The organism is Mycetocola lacteus, from assembly GCF_003667575.1.
Lineage (GTDB): Bacteria > Actinomycetota > Actinomycetes > Actinomycetales > Microbacteriaceae > Mycetocola > Mycetocola lacteus.
Genome location: NZ_RCUY01000001.1, coordinates 380,305 through 396,405 on the forward strand (window position 1 = coordinate 380,305; position 16,101 = coordinate 396,405).

The 16,101-nt window shown below is 64.7% G+C and carries 17 protein-coding genes; 9 read left to right on the forward strand and 8 right to left on the reverse strand.

Annotated elements, in window-relative coordinates; all coding sequences use genetic code 11:
• Positions 1-3: 3 nt before the first annotated feature.
• Together nrdI and nrdH are read right to left on the reverse strand one after the other, a co-directional pair.
• The gene (nrdI, locus tag D9V34_RS01715) at positions 4-408 is read right to left on the reverse strand and encodes a class Ib ribonucleoside-diphosphate reductase assembly flavoprotein NrdI (protein ID WP_121687209.1); all 405 of its coding nucleotides are present in this window, start codon (positions 406-408) and stop codon (positions 4-6) included.
• A 256-nt stretch (positions 409-664) separates the two neighbouring features.
• Positions 665-898, reverse strand: a complete 234-nt coding sequence (nrdH, locus tag D9V34_RS01720) for a glutaredoxin-like protein NrdH (protein ID WP_030148329.1) — start codon at positions 896-898, stop codon at positions 665-667.
• 387 nt (positions 899-1,285) lie between these two features.
• On the opposite strand from nrdH, the gene D9V34_RS01725 reads away from it, so the two are divergent.
• From D9V34_RS01725 to D9V34_RS01735, 3 genes are all read left to right on the forward strand, one after another.
• Positions 1,286-2,491: an MFS transporter gene (locus D9V34_RS01725; RefSeq protein ID WP_121687210.1), complete on the forward strand. Its 1,206-nt coding sequence runs from the start codon at positions 1,286-1,288 to the stop codon at positions 2,489-2,491.
• Between the two features lie 131 nt (positions 2,492-2,622).
• Complete coding sequence (locus tag D9V34_RS01730) at positions 2,623-3,552, forward strand: alpha/beta hydrolase (protein WP_121687211.1); 930 nt, start codon at positions 2,623-2,625, stop codon at positions 3,550-3,552.
• 63 nt (positions 3,553-3,615) lie between these two features.
• The gene (locus D9V34_RS01735; RefSeq protein ID WP_121687317.1) at positions 3,616-4,926 is read left to right on the forward strand and encodes an acyl-CoA dehydrogenase family protein; all 1,311 of its coding nucleotides are present in this window, start codon (positions 3,616-3,618) and stop codon (positions 4,924-4,926) included.
• 14 nt (positions 4,927-4,940) lie between these two features.
• Here D9V34_RS01735 and D9V34_RS01740 read toward each other — a convergent pair whose 3' ends face one another.
• The gene (locus D9V34_RS01740) at positions 4,941-5,399 is read right to left on the reverse strand and encodes a hypothetical protein (RefSeq protein WP_121687212.1); all 459 of its coding nucleotides are present in this window, start codon (positions 5,397-5,399) and stop codon (positions 4,941-4,943) included.
• A 153-nt stretch (positions 5,400-5,552) separates the two neighbouring features.
• Positions 5,553-6,404, reverse strand: coding sequence for an SDR family oxidoreductase (locus D9V34_RS01745; RefSeq protein ID WP_121687213.1), 852 nt, complete (start codon positions 6,402-6,404; stop codon positions 5,553-5,555).
• A gap of 139 nt (positions 6,405-6,543) precedes the next feature.
• Between D9V34_RS01745 and D9V34_RS01750 the strand changes: the two genes are divergently transcribed.
• Both D9V34_RS01750 and D9V34_RS01755 read left to right on the forward strand, forming a co-directional pair.
• The gene (locus D9V34_RS01750) at positions 6,544-7,371 is read left to right on the forward strand and encodes an aldo/keto reductase (RefSeq protein WP_121687214.1); all 828 of its coding nucleotides are present in this window, start codon (positions 6,544-6,546) and stop codon (positions 7,369-7,371) included.
• 44 nt (positions 7,372-7,415) lie between these two features.
• Complete coding sequence (locus D9V34_RS01755; protein WP_245991815.1) at positions 7,416-8,336, forward strand: arsenic resistance protein; 921 nt, start codon at positions 7,416-7,418, stop codon at positions 8,334-8,336.
• Between the two features lie 55 nt (positions 8,337-8,391).
• Here the strand turns inward: D9V34_RS01755 and D9V34_RS01760 are convergent, their stop codons facing one another.
• Positions 8,392-9,387 carry a helix-turn-helix transcriptional regulator gene (locus D9V34_RS01760; protein ID WP_121687216.1) on the reverse strand — a complete coding sequence of 332 codons (996 nt, stop codon included), beginning with the start codon at positions 9,385-9,387 and terminating at the stop codon, positions 8,392-8,394.
• A 166-nt stretch (positions 9,388-9,553) separates the two neighbouring features.
• Here D9V34_RS01760 and D9V34_RS01765 point away from each other — a divergent pair, with 166 nt between their 5' ends.
• Both D9V34_RS01765 and D9V34_RS01770 read left to right on the forward strand, forming a co-directional pair.
• Positions 9,554-10,327, forward strand: a complete 774-nt coding sequence (locus D9V34_RS01765) for a FadR/GntR family transcriptional regulator (protein WP_121687217.1) — start codon at positions 9,554-9,556, stop codon at positions 10,325-10,327.
• 133 nt (positions 10,328-10,460) lie between these two features.
• Positions 10,461-11,696 (forward strand): CynX/NimT family MFS transporter, encoded by a 1,236-nt coding sequence (locus D9V34_RS01770; protein WP_121687218.1) that lies wholly within the window; start codon positions 10,461-10,463, stop codon positions 11,694-11,696.
• 151 nt (positions 11,697-11,847) lie between these two features.
• Here D9V34_RS01770 and D9V34_RS01775 read toward each other — a convergent pair whose 3' ends face one another.
• Positions 11,848-13,284 (reverse strand): NAD(P)-binding domain-containing protein, encoded by a 1,437-nt coding sequence (locus D9V34_RS01775; RefSeq protein WP_121687219.1) that lies wholly within the window; start codon positions 13,282-13,284, stop codon positions 11,848-11,850.
• Positions 13,285-14,043: 759 nt separating this feature from the next.
• Between D9V34_RS01775 and D9V34_RS01785 the strand changes: the two genes are divergently transcribed.
• Both D9V34_RS01785 and D9V34_RS01790 read left to right on the forward strand, forming a co-directional pair.
• Positions 14,044-14,709, forward strand: coding sequence for a Fic/DOC family protein (locus D9V34_RS01785; RefSeq protein WP_121687221.1), 666 nt, complete (start codon positions 14,044-14,046; stop codon positions 14,707-14,709).
• Positions 14,710-14,728: 19 nt separating this feature from the next.
• A complete protein-coding gene (locus tag D9V34_RS01790; RefSeq protein ID WP_121687222.1) occupies positions 14,729-15,181 on the forward strand; it encodes a MepB family protein in 453 nt (150 codons plus the stop codon).
• Here D9V34_RS01790 and D9V34_RS01795 read toward each other — a convergent pair.
• The gene (locus tag D9V34_RS01795) at positions 15,148-15,459 is read right to left on the reverse strand and encodes a hypothetical protein (protein WP_147441591.1); all 312 of its coding nucleotides are present in this window, start codon (positions 15,457-15,459) and stop codon (positions 15,148-15,150) included. The two genes, D9V34_RS01790 and D9V34_RS01795, sit on opposite strands and share 34 nt — an antisense overlap.
• Before the next feature lie 110 nt (positions 15,460-15,569).
• A complete protein-coding gene (gene ybaK / locus D9V34_RS01800; RefSeq protein WP_121687224.1) occupies positions 15,570-16,067 on the reverse strand; it encodes a Cys-tRNA(Pro) deacylase in 498 nt (165 codons plus the stop codon).
• Positions 16,068-16,101: the final 34 nt, after the last annotated feature.

Sequence of the window (16,101 nt, forward strand, 5' to 3'; positions counted from 1 at the left end):
CGGTCAGTGACGGTCCCAAAATTCTTCCAATCCATCGTGGACAACCTGTACGTCGTCCGGAGTGCCAAATAGTTCAAATCGGAACATCATCGGAACCTTACATTTCTGGGCGATGATGTCCCCAGCAAGGCAGTACGCCTCACCAAAATTGGTGTTGCCCGCGGCAATCACGCCACGGATCAGGGACCTGTTATCCACATCGTTGAGGAAACGGATCACCTGCTTCGGTACCGCACCCCCGACCTCTCCGCCACCGTATGTGGGCAGAACAAGAACGTAGGGTTCGGTGACCTGAAGCGCGGGCTCCCGTGCATAGAGCGGGATTCGCGCGGCCGGCATACCCAACTTTTCAATGAAACGGTGGGTGTTGCCGGAGATACTGGAGAAGTAGACGAGATTTGTGCTCATCGGGATCCCTCCAAGGTGAGAGCACCGTGAACCGGTGCCGGTGGTGCTGTGCCCGGCGGCGACTCCCCCTGGTAGGTCGGTCGCGGTCAAACACGCGGGCAAATTCGTTCCCCTCAACGAATCACCCGGGGAGGGCACCACACACCTCACAAACGGAGTCCTAAACGATCCGAACGATGGTTGCGTGGTGGCGACGCGATGACGTCGCGGTGTTGGTGGAGCGTGGTTCGGATTTCCGAAACCACCTCACGCCAACCTAGGCGAGGCGAGCGGCCAGTTCCTCGATCTTGTCCGGGCGGAAACCGGACCAGTGCTCGTCATCTGCGATGACCACGGGGGCCTGCAGGTACCCCAGAGCCTTGACGGCTTCGAGGGCGTTTTCGTCGGCAGAAACGTCGAGAACCTCGTATTCGAGGCCCTTGCTATCGAGCGCGCGGTAGGTCGCGGTGCACTGGACGCAGGACGGCTTGGTGTAAACGGTAATCGTCATCTTCGCAGTTCCCCTTTATCTCTAATTTGTTGGCTTGTGCGGCAACTTGTGCCCCGCCTTCAATACTACATCTAGTTGCTCGATCTGTCTCGTACCCCAAGGGGTAGTAGTTGCACCAATGTAGTTATCCACGGGGTTGTCCACCGTTTTTGGGAGTTATCCACCGTTCTTCCACCGGGTTTTCCACAATTGCTGGGGACGGACTACCCCGTGGTTTGGGGGCAATAAACGCCGTGACCGGCGTGTCTTCGATGGGGCTCACACTATGCGTCACCACCGACATCATTTTTCGTCTCAATCCCTCCCCGCGGCGTGTCTTGAACCTCGCCCCATCCGCTCCCGAGGAGCCGCCACGACGAGTGCCACATCGGCGCTTACAATTAACATATGAGTGCATATTCGAACCTCCTGGCGACCCCGGGAGTCGGTCGAATCATCACCGCCCAGCTCGTGGCACGCTTTCCCTTTGGAATGCTCTCGCTGGCCTTCCTCCTACACGTGGAGCAGGTCACCGGGTCCTACGGCAAGGCGGGCCTGGTTCTAGCCGCCACAAGTATCGGCCAGGCGGTTGCGGGACCCCTGACCAGCCGATGGATGGGAGCCTGGGGAATCCGCCCGGTCCTCATCCTCACGACCGCCGTGTGTGCCATATCCGGCACCTCAATCGCCCTGATCCACGGCGATGTCGGCATCTATGTCATCCTCGCCGTGATCTGCGGACTGAGCACGCCCCCGGTCCAGCCGGCCGTGCGCACCATCTATCCCAAGATGGTCAACTCCAAGCAGCTCACCCCGCTGTTCTCCCTGGATGCCTCCGCCCAGGAGATCATCTGGGTCCTCGGCCCGGTCATCACCACCTTCATCGCGACCCAGGTGGGCACCCAGTGGGGCATCCTCACCGCGATGGTCATGCTGGTGGGCGGTGGCCTCTGGTTCATCGTGCTGCCCGAGGTGGGCCGCGTGCGCATCCCGCGCAGCAAGCGCAAGTTTGGTGTGGTGCTGCGCCGACCTCCGGTCCTGCTGGCCACCATCGTCGGCTTCCTGCTGATCGGTGGTGTCGCGGCCGTCGAGGCGGGCGTGGTGGCCACCTTCGGCCACGACGGGATCGAGGCGGGACTGATCCTCGCCGTCTTCTCGATCGGTAGCCTGTTTGGTGGCCTGGCCTCCGGTGGCATCCCGATCGGCCCGTGGGCGCTGGGACGCCGCATGGCCGTGGTCTTCATCGGCGTCGCGCTGGCGATGTTCTTCCTGAACTTCTGGGGCCTGGCGATCACCCTACTGATCGCCGGACTCGGCATCGCCCCGGCCTTGGCCGTGCTGTTTGCCATCGTGTCCTCGAGCGTGAAGTTCTCCGACACCGCCGAGGCCTACGGCTGGGTGGGAACCGGACAGCTGATCGGTTCGGCCCTGGGTTCCGCCGCGGCCGGATTCATGATCGACCACAACGGCGAGCAGGGGGCCTTCTGGGTCGCCGGCGCGTTCCTGGCGCTGGGCACGATCGTCCCCATGCTCGGCAAACGCTGGCATCCAGACCTCCGCAATCGCGAGGTGGGACCGATGCCCGACACCGAACCCATCCGCATCCCCTCCTAGTACGCTTCCCACCGCCCCGGCTCCTCTGGACCGGGGCGGTGGGCGTTGGGGCAGTCAGGCTTGGGGCGACCGAGGCATCGCGGGACGCCGTGTTCGTCTCGGCACCGGCCCCCGCGTGATAATCTGCGCTCATGAGCACGACCCCGGAATCCCCCGTTACCCTGCACCCGGACATGAGCGCCTGGCTGGAGGCTATCCGTGCGGATAGCGGCCCCGGATGCCGCGAACTCGGCGTCGAGCGGGTGCGTGGCCGAGGGGCCGATCGGGCGTCCACCCGCGCCCCGGGACCGGCAATGGCCGAGGTCTTGGAGTCCACGGTGGGTGCTGATGTGCGAGTACGCACCTACGTTCCGGCCGAGGCGGATCCCGAAACCAGCATCGTCTACCTGCACGGTGGCGGCTTTGTGGTGGGCGACCTGGCCTCCCACGACGCCCTGTGCCGACGCCTCGCGGAGGCCACCTCGACCGCGGTCATCGCCGTCGACTATCGCCGCGCACCCGAGCACCCGGCACCGGCCGCCGTGGACGATGCGATCGCCGCCGTTGCCTATGCTCGGAGCCGGACTCCGCGCATCGCGTTGGCCGGAGACAGCGCCGGTGCGGCGATCGCGCTCCTGGCAACCGCGCGTCTGCTCGCCCAGGGCGAGCGGGTGCACGCACTGTTGCTGGGCTACCCAATGACGGATATGACCCTTTCATTCCCCAGCGTCGAGAAGTATGGAACCGGGCACGGCCTGGATACCGCCGATCTGGAGTGGTACATCGAGCAGTGGGTGCCCGCGGGCATCGATAGGGGTGCCTCCAGCGTGTCCCCCATCTCCGGTTCGGTGATCGGATTCCCGCCCACGCTGCTGGTGGCGGCCGAGCTGGATCCCCTCCACGACGAGGGCATCGCGTTCGCCCAGCGTTTGCAGGCAGCCGGCACCCTGGTAAGCGTGCGGACCGAGCCGGGACTCCCGCACGGCTTCCTGGTGATGGTGGACGCTCTGGAGCCCGCGCGAGCGGCCAGCGAGCGTGCCTTCGCCGAGTTTGCCGAGTTGCTCACAGCCCTGCACAGCTAGCTTTTTCTCCACAGGTTTCGCATTCAAATGCGAGCGGATAGTGGTCGGCGTATGGTGGGATTCATGACCGAAAACACCAGCCCTGCCGTCAACGATGCGCACGTTGCCCACGACGCACGCCCCGCCGCCGCCGAGCTTGCCGCCGAGCTTGCCGCCGAGCTTGCCGCGGAGCTTACCGCGGACGCCGAGCCGACATCCGTCGCAGAGCCCGCTTCCGTCGACTCATTGCTGACCGCGGAGGTCCTGGCGGCGATCCACGCCCGCGCGGCGGAAAACGACGCGAACAACGTTTTCTTCGACGCAGACCTGGCCGATCTGACGGCGGCCGGTTATCTGAGCGCCGGTGTGCCGGTGGAACTCGGCGGTTCAGGCTTTGGTTTGCCCGAACTCAGCCGCGCCCAGCGTCTGTTGGCCGGGGCGGCACCGGCCACGGCGCTGGCCATCAACATGCATCAGGTGTGGGTTTCGGTCGCCCGCTACCTGTACGAGCGCGGAGACTCGAGCCTCGACTTTGTGCTGCGTGGGGCGGTCGCCGGCGAGGTGTTTGCCTTCGGCGTGAGCGAGGCCGGCAATGACCTCGTCCTCTTCGATTCGGACACCGTCGCCGAACCCGATGGGACCGGCGGCTATCGCTTCACCGGCACCAAAATCTTCACCTCGCTCTCCCCCGCCTGGTCCCACCTGGGCACCATGGGTCGCGACAACTCATCACCCGATGCCCCCAAGATCGTTTTCGGTTTTGTGGCCCGCGACAAGAACGTGGTGCACCGCGACGACTGGGACACCCTGGGAATGCGGGCGAGCCAGTCCCGCACCACCGAACTACACGGGGCCTATGCGCCGGCCGAGCGGGTGGTTCGCCGACTCGATGTGGGCCCGGGCGGAGACCCCCTCGTCTTTGGCATCTTTGCCGCGTTTGAGATCCTGCTGGCCTCGGTCTATACCGGCATCGCCGAGCGGGCGCTGGAGCTCGCTGTGCAGACGGTCACCACCCGGCGCTCCAAAAAGTCCGGACGCCCGTATTCCGACGACCCCGACATTCGCTGGCAGATCGCCGACGCGGGTCTGCTGATCGACGCGATCCTTCCCCAGCTCGCCACCATCGCCCGAGACTTCGATACCGATGCCCCACACGGCGCGCGCTGGTTCGCCCAGCTCTCCGGTCTCAAGCATCGTGCCACCGAGCAGGCACGCCGGGTGGTGGACCACGCGATCCGGGTTTCCGGCGGGTCCAGCTACTTCAGCTCCAACGAACTGTCCCGGCTCTACCGCGATGTGCTCGCCGGAATCTTCCATCCCTCGGATGCCGAATCCGCGCACGCCACCGTGGCCGCAAGCCTGCTGGGGCCGATCGGAGCCGCCGATGAGAGCTAACGAGCGCTAGATCGCTAGCGGATCTGCAGTCCGTTGGAGTCGTAGAACACGACGCCGGGGTTCTCGCGAACATAGCGAGCCAGGGCGTCGCGGCCCTCCACAGTCATCGGCGGCCAGGTCCAGTTCTCCACCTCGGGGAGGTTGGCGGCGACCGCGTGGAACAGTTCAAACTCCACACCGGTGCCCAGGTGCTTCTTGGGGATGACCACCTGAACCACCTGCGCGCGGGTGAATACGGTCATCACCTGGATGCGCGAGCCGGTCTTGTCATCCCGCAGGATGTACTCGCGTGCACCGGGCTCATCGGCGGGAATCTGCACGATATCGAACCGGTTCGCGTCGGCGATGCCACCGCGTTCGGTGGGGGTACCCGCGGTACCCTGTTCGGCAAACACCGAACGGGATCGGCGCAGGAACAGCACCAGGACCACCGCCACGATTGCGATACCCAAAATCAGGCCGATGGTTCCCATGATGATCCCTTTCGCCACGCAGCAAGATGGTGGACACCCGCGGTGCCCACCATCCCAGCCTAGCGAACGGCGCTCCCTGGCGCTGGTCAGCGGTGCTACCCCGCGATGGCCGACCGTGTAGTTCGACGGCGTTACCCGGCGCCGGCGACGGTGCTATTCAGCGCTGGTCAGCAGGGCTTCGATCCCGGTAGCCGGCTCGCCGGTGAGCAGCCGGATGTCGTCGGTCACCACGTCAAACTCACCCGCTGCGATCGCCGTATAGGTGGACACCCAGGCGTCCTCCTGCCAGCTCGGCACTCCGTAGTGGGCGCGAGAGGCGTAGGCCTCCTCGACCGTCTCGTTTTCAAATCGGGTGGGTGTACCGGTGTGCCGGGTTAGGGCTTCTGCGACCTCGGCGAGAGTGATCGAGGCGGGTCCGGTCAGCGTGTACGTGTGGCCGCGGTGCGCTGCCGGGTCCAGCAGAATCCGAGTGGCCACCGCCGCAATATCGCGGCGCGCCACCGCGGCCACACGCCCCTCGCCCGCCGGGCCACGAATGACGCCGTTGGCATCGGCGAAGCTCACCAGGGCATCCAGATAGAAGTTATCGCGCAGGATCGTGTAGTTCACACCGCTGGCACGCAGGTGCTGCTCGGTGGCCCAGTGGTCCCGGGCGAGGGTGAAGACCGAATCCTCGGCTGCCCCCACAAACGACGTATAGACGATGTGGGTGACCCCGGCCGCGGCGGCCGCATTGATCATCCCGATATGCTCGGCCACCCGGTCGGCGCTCTCGGCCGCGGACACCATAAACAGCACATCGATGCCGCGCAGCGCATCCTTAGCCTCGGGAGTGTGACCATAGGAGGCGGTTGCAATACTCGCCCCCTCCAGCCGCGGAGCACGACCGGCGCTGCGCACGATCAAACGTTGCTCGCGTCCGGCTTCGGCGAGCGCCGCCGCGACCGCACCTCCCAGTGCACCGGTGGAACCCGTAATGGCAAGGCGAGCGGAGGGAGCAGACATCGATGACCCTTTCGGTTTGGCGTCACACCAGATTGGCAGCGATTCCCGAGAGTTTCGTGGGCGTGACGCAAATGGGATGTGCTTCGCGGGTTCACCCGGCTATGAGTAGATTAGAAACACTCGCGAGCAAGGAGAACACGTGACCACACCCAACGTAACCCTGAACAACGGTGTTGTCATTCCCCAGGTTGGGTTTGGCGTCTATAAGGTCCCCGACGAGGAAACCCGCACCGCGGTTGCTACCGCGCTAGACCTGGGCTATCGCAGCATCGACACCGCCGCGCTCTACGGCAACGAGGCCGGTGTCGGTCGAGCAATCGCCGAATCGGGGCTCACACGTGACGAGCTATTCATCACCAGCAAGGTGTGGAACACCGAACACGGTTTTGACAAGACCCTCGCCGCCTTCGATCGCAGCATGGAACTGCTGGGACTCGACACCCTCGACATGTTCCTGATCCACTGGCCCTGCCCCCAGCAAGATCTGTACCGCGAGACCTGGCAGGCCCTGGAACGGCTCTATGCCGACGGTCGGGTACGTGCGATCGGCGTCTCCAACTTCACCCCCACCCACCTGACCCGACTGCTGGAGGGGGCCGAGGTGGTTCCCGCGATCAACCAGATCGAGCTGCACCCCGCACTGCCCCAGCACGAGGCCGTCGCCTTTCACCGCGAGCATGGAATTGCCACCGAGGCGTGGAGTCCGCTGGCGCGTGGCAAGGGACTGGAGGACCCCGAGATTGCCCGAATCGCAGCCCGGGTGGATCGCAGCCCGGCGCAGGTCATTCTGCGCTGGCACCTGCAGCAGGGCCGCATCGTGATCCCCAAGTCGGTCACCCCGTCCCGGATGGCCGAAAACCTCGCCCTGGACAACTTCGACCTCACCCCGAGTGACCTCGCCCTCATCGATTCCCTGGGCCGTGAGGACGGACGCGTGGGCTCACATCCCGACCGGGTCGAGCCATAATCGAACGCCTCGAACGCTTCCAACTTCCGCTGTGCCTCGCCGCGGTGCTCCTGGGCATCGTGGCGGGTGCCTGGGCTCCGAGACTCGCGCACCCCCTCGAGCTCGCGCTCACCCCGATCCTGGCGCTGCTCATGTGTGCCACGTTCCTTGCGGTCCCACTCGCCTGGCTCGCACCCGCACTGCGCGATGGGCGCTTTATCGGGGCGATCCTCACCCTGAACTTTGTGGTGGTACCGGCGGTGGTGTGGCTGCTGACCCGCACCGATCGCGGGCTTCTGCTGGCCGCATACCCGGTGGACACGGGCATCCGGGTAGGCGTGGTGTTGGTCCTGCTGGCACCGTGCGTGGACTACGTGATCGCGTTCACCGGACTCGCCGGCGGTGCCCGCGACCGTCTGCTTGCGACCGCACCGCTGCTGCTGCTGGTGCAGGCAGTCCTGATTCCGCTCTACCTGCCGCTGATGGTGGGCGGCGACTCCTTCCAGATCGAAGCCGGTCCGTTTATCGAGGCCCTGGTTGTGCTGCTCCTGATTCCGCTGATCGTCGCCGCCGTGGTGCAGGCCACCCGGCGACGCTCCCGCCTCGCGCGCGGCATCGACCGGGCGGGCACCGTGGGCATGGTCCCGCTCATGATGGCCACCCTGTTTACGGTGGTGGGTGCGCAGAGCGCGAAGATCGGCGCGGAGATCATGACGGTGCTGATCGCAGTTCCCACCTATGTCCTGTTCCTGATCGTGATGTTCCCGTTGGGAATCCTGATCGGGAAGCTCTTCGTTCTGGATGTGCCGGGCACCCGCGCGCTCACCATGAGCGGTGCCACCCGAAACTCCCTCGTGGTCCTGCCCCTCGCTCTCGCCCTCCCCGAACCTCTGCAGGCCGCGGCCCTGGTGGTGGTCACCCAGACGCTTGTTGAGCTGACCGGCATGCTCGTCTACGTCCGAGTGGTTCCGCGGCTCATTCGCTAGCTAGCAGACAGGCAGGCAGGCAGGCAGGCAGGCAGGCAGGCAGGCAGGCAGAACGCTAGGCGACCTCGCTGGGCAGCTCAGTCTCTCGCCCGCTGGCCCGTGACGCCCGCGCGGCCAACTCGGCAAAGGCAAGTTTGAGGTCTTCCGGTTCCAACACCTCGACGTCGGCATCCAGCAGCAACAGCCAGCGGGCGACGGCATCGGAATCGGGGGCGGTGATCCGAATCACGCTGCTCCCCTCCCCCGCTCGCTCCACCCTGCCCCAGGCCGGCAGCACCCAGCGGCGCACCCGGGAGAGGTCACGCTCGATCCGCACCACGTACTGCCTCAGGGCAGGTGCGCCGGTGTGCTCACGAACAAAACGGTCCAGATCCATTGCGGGCTCACGACGCGGGACTGAAACCACCGAGGTGATCGCGACCCGCCGGAATCGCTCCAGCGGGATCACCTTCCACTCAGCCGACTCCAACAAAAACACCACCGCATGCCAGGCACCCCGCGAATACGCGAGTCGCAGCGGCTCGATCCGGCGACTAATGACGCGACCTACGGGGTCCGAAAACTCGGCATCCACCCGTCGACGTTCCCGACAGGCGCGGGCGAGTCGGATCAACAGCAGCGGTGGCGGTGCGTCGATGGCCATCCCAGCCAGGTGCGAGATGTCCAGGAAGTCCGCATGCCGGTACAGAGCCTCCATCGTCGAGTCGAGCTTGCCCGGCATGACCGCGCTGATTTTCTCGCTCACCGTGTCCAGGAGCTCATCGCGGTATTCACGATGCATCTTCGCGGCACGCAGTGCGAGCTGCACGGCCACGGCCTCATCCGCGTCGATCACGATCGGCGGTAGGGCGGTGCCAGGGTCGAGGTAGTAGCCGCCGCCGGTTCCGAAGGTGGATTCGATCGGATATCCACCCTCGCGGAGCTGGGCAATATCACGCCTGACGGTGCGCGCGGTGACACCCAGTTGTCGGCCCAGTTGGTCGGCGGACCAACCGTGGCGCTGTTGGAGAAGTGCGAGTAGCCGAAGGAGTCGGCCGGAGGTTTCCCACATGAGAGGTTTTCACTTCCGTTCCGGTTGGTGCCCACTCCGCCCCCGCGGTGTGATGCCGTGCAACCTGTCCTCCAGTGTTGCCGGATACACCCTGTAATCTGCTGGACTCCCAGAGACTCAGAACAAACCGATTGTGATTTAGTCCTAAATGTCCTACATTTAACGCGTGCCAAAAAACACCGCCTCCGCCCCAGCTTCGGCCGACAACTCTGCCCCCGAGAACACGCCGAAATCCGGTGCAAACCGCGGATCGGGCACCCGCACGGTCACGGTACCGCAGCGCGTCGCCGCGGACATCCGGGCCAAGATTGACGCGGATGAGTGGCCCCCGGGCACCCGCATCCCCACCGAGATGACCCTCGCCAAGACCTACGGCATCGGCCGCGGAAGCGTGCGGGAAGCGCTGCGCTCGCTTGTGCACTCGGGCCTCCTGGAGGCACGTGCCGGCGACGGAACCTACGTCCGGGCTCGCAGCGAACTCCAAGTTCAACTGACGCGCCGAGTGACCCCCGATCACCTCGATGATCTGCTTGAGGTACGTGCGCTGCTTGAGCGTCACACGGCACGCCGCGCGGCCGAACGTGCCACACCCGCCGAGCATGCGGCGCTGCGAGAGGCACTGGCCCTGCGCGATGCATCGGATAATGTGAAGGACTACATCGGCCACGACGTGAAATTCCACGAGATCATCGTGCGCGCGGCGGGCAACTCCCTCCTTGCCGACCTCTATGTGGATCTGGACGCGGTTGCTACCCAGCTCGAATCGCTCCCCATCCACGGTGATGATGTTGAGGCATTCCGCGCCTTCCTCACCCACGGACACGAGAGCCACCACGAACTGCTGGATGCGATTATCGCCGGGGATGCCGACCGCGCCGATGCCCTGGCCGCACACCTGGTCGAGTGCGCACGGTCCATGTTCACCCCCGCCGAGCCCTAAGCACTCCGCCTCCCCACGGGCATCCCGGACACTCCCCGTCCCCGGATGCACTGGCAAACACCCCGCCGCAGACCGCTCCCCGAGCGCCCGTCCGCGCCCCCACACTTTTACCTGTCAAACCGAAAGAACACACATGACGACACCCTCAGCCCCACCCACCACAAACCGCGGTGCCCGCACCGGCCTGCTCCTGGTGGGCATCCTGCTCATCGGCGCCAACCTGCGCGCGGCCATCACACCGGTGGGCCCGGTCCTCGGCGATATCCAGATGGATCACGGCATTTCGGCGGCCCTCGCCTCGGTGCTGATCTCGATCCCGCTGGTCGCATTCGCGCTGGTCTCCCCGATTGCCCCGCTGATCGCCCGCAAACTGGGCATGGAGCGGGCGCTCGGCGCCTCGCTCGGGCTGCTCGCCATTGCCATCGTGATCCGTTCGCTGCCCTGGTCCCCGGGCCTCTGGATCGGCACCGTACTGCTGGGTATCGCGATTGCGGTGATCAATGTGGTCCTGCCCTCGCTGATCAAGCGCGACTTCCCCGACCGGGTGGGCAGCGTCACCGGCTGGTACTCGGCGGTGCAGGGTATGGCGGCGGCGATCGCCTCGGGACTCGCCGTCCCGATCGCCGGAGCCGACGGCAGCGGCTGGCGTCTCGCCCTGGGTATCTGGGCCGGGCTCGCGGTGATCGCGTTGGCGGTCTTCTGGCCACAGCTGCGCTCGCGCACCCTGCCGCGCCACGATCGCCCCGCCGCCCTGGATCCGCACCCCGCCCAGTACCGCTCGCCCTGGAAGAGCGCGCTGGCCTGGCAGGTGACCGCGTTCATGGGACTGCAATCCACGGTGTTCTACTCGATCATCACCTGGCTGCCCTCGATCGAACGCTCCGCCGGCATCGATGCCACCACCGCCGGATTCCATCAGTCCGAGCTTCAACTGGTGGGCGTGCTCTCAACCATCACCGCGGCGGCACTGGTGCAGCGCTCCCAGAGCCAGAGTCTGCTGGCGCTGGGATCCGCGCTGTTCTCGGCCGCTGGCGTGATCGGCGTGCTGTTCAACCCGAGCCTTGCGGTCCTCTGGGCCGCGCTGCTGGGTGCCGCCGGTGGGGCGTCGATCGTGATCGTGCTGAGCATGTTTGGTCTGCGCACCTCGCACCACGGCCAGGCCGCCGCACTGTCCGGCATGGCCCAGTCGATCGGTTACCTGTTCGCAGCCTTTGGCCCGATCGTGATCGGACTGATCCACGATGCCACCGGCTCCTGGCAGACCCCGCTGTTGGTACTCCTGGGGATCGTGATCGCCCAGGCGATCTTCGGCATGCTCGCCGGCCGCAACCGGGTCATCGGACTGCACGAGCCGGTGCCCGCGGGATAACCTGCCCGACAGCGCACTGACCCACGGTTCCCGGATCGTCTCTCGCGTCGCCGCGGGACATCCCCGCACACACGGCGGAGCCGCTTGATATCAAAACGAGGCCGCCACCCGGATCCGGGTGGCGGCCTCGTTTTATGCGGTGCTAGCGGTGCTAGCGGCGCGAGGTCGGGCGGGTGACTCGGGCGGCGGCGCTCACGCCGCGCTCACGGGTTCCCACATCGATCGCGTCATCGCGAGAATCCGAGGCGGTTCCCACCGGGGTGAGGTAGCGCTCGATCGAGTCGTCCATCTCCTCCAGCCACGGGGTATGGTGCACGGCCGCCATGGTGCCGGTCATCACCGAGGGGTAGGTCTTATCCCGATAGCGGGCGATATCCACCTGCTTATCGTGCTGCCAGGACTGGAAGATCCGCACAACCTCGTCGAGATCGAACATCGGGTAGTCGGTGCGCTCGATCAGATCGCGAATATAGTTCGCCTGATAGACGACCTCGGAGTCGTGGTCCGGCAGCGCCGCATACTCGGCCAGCCAGTGACGGATATCCGCGGCCCGATCCTCGGCATCCGGCAGGGCGATGCGGCCCAGGATCACGTCGCGCACAAACCAGGCCTGCGCGTCGAACATGTTGAAGGTGAACCACTGGTCCTGCGCGCCCACATAGAACAGGTTCGGGTTGCCCTGCCACACGGTGCCCTTGTACAGTCCGTCCGGATACAGGTTGTTCGGGGAGGATAGCGCGAGCGAGTCCGGCAGGAACGGGTACTTGTGGAGGTAGCCGGTGCAGAGCACCACGGCGTCAACCTCGCGCACCGATCCGTCGCGGAAGGTGACGGTGCTGCCATCGAAACCGACCGCGAGCGGCAGCTCCTCAACCCCGGCGGGCCAGTCGAAGCCCATCGCGTGCGAGCGGTAGCTCAGCGTCACGAGCTCGGCACCCATCTTGTGGGCCTGCATCCCGATGTCCTCGGCCGAATAGCTGGCACCGATCATCAGCACACGCTTGCCGGCCAGGCGCTCGGCGCCGCGGAAATCGTGGGCGTGCATGACCTCACCGGTGAAGTTCTCCAGCCCCTCGAAATCGGGCACGTTGGGGAAGGAGAAGTGCCCGGAGGCAACGATGATCCGGTCGAAGTGCTCGGTGGTGGTTTCGCCATCGGCGAGGTTTTCCGAGGCCACGGTGAAACCATCCGCGGTTTCCTGGGTCCAGCGCACAATCGTGTTGAAACGTACGAAGCGTCGCACGTCGCTCGCCTCAACTCGGCCGGCGATGTAGTCCCACAGCACCGCGCGCGGCGGGTAGGAGGAGATCGGCTTTCCAAAGTGCTGATCGAAGGAATAGTCGGCAAATTCCAGGGCTTCCTTGGGCCCGTTTGACCACAGGTTGCGGTACATGCTGGAGTGCACGGGCTCGCCGTGCTGGTCGATTCCGGTGCGCCACGAGTAGTTCCACTGTCCGCCCCAGTCGGCCTGCTTTTCAAAACAGACAATTTCGGGGATCTCGGCGCCGCTTTCGCGTGCTGCCTCAAAGGCGCGCAACTGCGCCATTCCACTCGGTCCCGCTCCAATAATCGCAATGCGTTCTACCACGACATCCTTTCCGGCCCTCGGCCTCAGTTCGGCATGTTTTGGTGAGGGGAAATCACCTGCGAAAGTTGCCTCTGTGCGAACGGCCGGCGCGGGTCCCACATGGGTTCCGGCAGCTATAAACCGACGCTCCGGGCAACCCCGCAACGTCACCCATCCTAACAAAATGGCTGGTTGTGCGGCGATTCACCGTGGACGATATGCGCCTAAACCCCTGGTCAAGCGGTCGTTATTTATATTCTGAGTATGCGAAAAATAGTGCCAAATGGGCAACTTTGGATGCGTTTTATGCACCCAGCAGCACCGCCCGTGCGAGTCCTGGAATCGAGGTTCGAGGCATCCAAATTGGGGGATGGGATCGGTCTCGACGAATGCTCGGCAAACGACACATCTTCACGATGAATTCGGCCAATAGATTTTGGCGTTCACCGGAGCCAATTCACCATCGGCTGGTAGAATTGGGGGGACTCAGCTAATGAAAGGACACGCCATGACTCAGCTCGCAGCAGGTGCCGATGAACACGCAGTGTCCCGCCCCCTGGGACCATCCACAGATGAGGCCGAACAGAACCTTTCGTTCGCCCGAGCAGCGCTCGGCGCAGCGGGGCACGAGGTCGTAGACGATCGCCTTCGCCAGATCCTCACCGACCGCGCACACGGGCTCGTCTCGGGAGACGAAGCACGTGAAATCGCGCTGAGATACTTTGACTCCGCACAGACAATGACTGATTCGGCAACGACTCCACCGACAACATCCCCAGAATGAAACCCGCCAGGGAACGTGCCTGGGATGACTACTTCATCCCAGGTACTACTGTCTTAAGGAACCTCTTTATTAGCGAGCCTGAACCGTTCGGCATCGAGAACCCTGCCACTCTGCGTGAACGCGAGGAGTTCTTTACGTCCCTTCGAATTATCGAGCTTCGCGAGCATCCAATCGACGGGCACTTTGACTACGCGCATTTGAAAGCCATCCACCGTCATCTCTTCCAAGACGTCTATGAGTGGGCCGGCGAGGAGAGAACCGCTCCCACCGGCGGTTTCATGTCCAAAGACGGACACCGGTATTTTCCGGCCGGGCAACCGCTCACCGATGCGGCCGAGGTTCAGTTTCATCGAATTGCTGCCCACGACTATTTCCGCGGCCTGTCACGTCGAGCTTTCGTTGATATGGTCGCCGAGGTCTGGGGCGAGTTGAACGTCATCCACAGCTTTCGTGAAGGAAATACGCGAACTCAACTCGTGTTTTTTGCTCAGCTCATCGCCCACGCTGGCTGGAATCTCAATCATTCCCTGTTTGAACCATCAAACTCGTTCCGTGACGAATTCATCCGGGCCAGGTTTGAGTCTCAAGATTCCGGAAGCAACATATCGCTGGCGAAAGTACTTGACCTTGCCATCACGTCAGCGCCAAGATCTTCCAATTGACGCTCGCTAGACTGGACCGATGGATCCCCGATTGCCGCCCTGGTGGGGCACCCTGTTTGACCCGTCGGACACCGCGCAGGCACGCGTTGAGGACGATGTGGAAAATGCCGACTATGCGGCGGGGATTGTGACCCTGGGTTCTGCGCGCTGGCGCATCCGCACCGCGCGGCTCACCCCGACCAAGCCGGGCGGATTTGTCTCGGCTTGGCGGCGCGGCGAGGGCGGCATCACCGAACCCTTTACCGCCGACCCAACCCTCGCCGGGATGATCGTGTTCATCGAGGATCGCGAGCACCGTGGAGCCTTTATCTGGGACACCGCAACACTCACCGAACTCGGGATACTCCATTCGTCGGCCCATCCGGGTAAGCGCGGATTTCGGGTGTATCCGAGCTGGTGTACCGGGCTCAACCGGCAGGCCGAGGCTACCCAGCGTCGTCAGGCCGCGGGGTTTGTAGAGCTTCGCGCCTGAGTGTGTTGGATCTGAGCGTATCGGACCTGCGCCTGTCGAATCCGAGCCTGCCGAATCAGCGCCGTCGCCGCGAGCACCACGAGGGTAACCGTCCCGACGGCTAGGAGCAGCAGGCCGATTTCGGTTGCCACCACGGTTCCCGCGGGCGCCAAGCCGGGCTCGATACCCCGGTCCTCGGCGATGCGGTAATCGATCCCCGAAATCAGCTGCGCGACCATCACCGCCAGCAGCCCTGCCCCGGCGACGACGGCGGCGATCACTGTGAGACGTCTCAGCATGCTGTTCCCCATTTCATCAAGGTCTCGGTTCGCGCGCCCCCGCGCTCCCTCGATGGGGCAACACTATCCAGAATTCGCTGGGAATGTGCCGCCTCAACGAAAAGTGAGACCTACCGGTCCTTGGCGATCGGGGCGAAGGTCGCACCGGTGATCCGGGCGAGGTCTGCGGGGGCGAGTTCGATATCGAGGCCGCGGCGACCGCCGGACACAAACACGGTGTCGTAGAGCTGGGCCTCCTCGTCGATAACCGTGGGCAGCGGCGTCTTCTGACCCACCGGACTGATCCCACCCACGATGTAGCCGGTCTTACGCTCGGCCAGGCCGGTGTCCGCGAGTTCCGCCTTCTTGCCGCCCACGGCCTGGGCGAGCGCCTTCAGGTCGAGCATCCCGGCCACCGGCACGACCGCGACCGTCAGGGTACCGTCCACGCTGGCCACCAGGGTTTTGAAGACACGGGCGGGGTCCAGGTCGAGCTTGCTGGCGGCCTCCAGCCCGAAGTTTTTCTCGGCCGGATCGTGATCGTACTCGTGTGCGATCACCTCGATCTTTGCCTCGGCGAGCGCACGCAGCGCGGGGGTCCCGGCCGAGGCCGGAGTCTTCTTGGCCATGCGGCACCTTTCACCAGAAAACGCGGGACCTCCA